Source organism: Ligilactobacillus pabuli (assembly GCF_022836475.1).
Classification (GTDB): Bacteria; Bacillota; Bacilli; order Lactobacillales; family Lactobacillaceae; genus Ligilactobacillus; species Ligilactobacillus pabuli.
The window spans coordinates 1-303 of sequence record NZ_BQXH01000062.1 but is presented as its reverse complement, the minus strand read 5'-3'; the positions used below and the strand labels follow the sequence as shown (position 1 = coordinate 303).

Genomic DNA, 303 nt, shown 5'->3' with positions numbered 1-303 from the left:
TCAGTGAACGCCGTGGCGTGTTATTCATCCAGTCACTTGTTTCACGAGCTGTTTTAATCGGCTGTGCCACGATTGGTTTTCCTTTGGGATATATTCTGCGGATGATTTTATTGTTGCGTTCATTACTTCCGCGTTCATATGAAGCATATGGATGAGCATAATAGATACCTCCGTTTTCACGGTCGGGAACGACCTGAGTTAACTCACTAAACTCAGAACCATTATCAGCTGTGATCGTCTTAAAAATCTTCTCAAACTTTGAACCTAGTTCTTGTTTAAGTGCCCCAAGAGCTTGATTAACGT

General features: G+C 41.9%; 1 protein-coding gene. It reads right to left on the bottom strand.

All coding sequences use genetic code 11. The features are described from left to right. Nucleotides 1-303: IS30 family transposase (locus LPAF129_RS11110; RefSeq protein ID WP_244057189.1), on the bottom strand; the 303-nt coding region annotated here is incomplete at both ends.